This is a genomic window from Streptomyces colwelliae, assembly GCF_048158785.1.
Classification (GTDB): domain Bacteria; phylum Actinomycetota; class Actinomycetes; order Streptomycetales; family Streptomycetaceae; genus Streptomyces.
This window is the reverse complement of sequence record NZ_JBLTJC010000921.1, coordinates 1-502: the sequence shown is the minus strand read 5'-3', so window position 1 is coordinate 502 and position 502 is coordinate 1. Positions and strand designations below refer to the sequence as shown.

General features: G+C 38.6%; 1 protein-coding gene. It reads right to left on the bottom strand.

Translation table 11 applies throughout. The annotated features are described in order from the left end of the window. Positions 1–169: 169 nt before the first annotated feature. Positions 170–502, bottom strand: a 333-nt coding sequence (locus tag ACNFOC_RS55165) for an aminotransferase class I/II-fold pyridoxal phosphate-dependent enzyme (RefSeq protein WP_416966415.1), incomplete at its 5' end; no start/stop codon positions are given.

The following is a 502-nucleotide window of genomic DNA, read 5'->3' as shown; positions in this document are numbered from 1 at the left end:
ATACCGGACTTACCAACACCAATAAAAACAACTTTTCCCTGACAAGATTGTAATACTTTAATTAAATTCGCGAATTCAGAAAGTGGGGAATCAATAACCTCTTCTACTGCTTTAAGTTCGTTATGCATAAAATGTTTAATGAGATGGATAAGATCCGTGTTATTCATTTTTATTCTCCCTGATTAATATTTTTAATTACACTCACAAGCCGCGTAAGCCCCATATATAATTTTTCTCGACCGCAGGCCAGGTTCAGACGAAGGTAGCCCTCCCCCTCCGTTCCATAGACATGCCCCGCCATAATGCCCACTTTGCCTTCATGAATTAATCGACTGTAGAATTCATCAAAAGGATAACCAATAGCAGAACAATCTATCCAGGAAAAATAGCAACCATCAGCTGGCCTTACGATCAATTCTGGAATATTTTCATTCAGATACTGCTGGGTGAATTGAATGTTAGAGGCAATATGTGCCTTTAATGACTTTAACCATCCCTCACA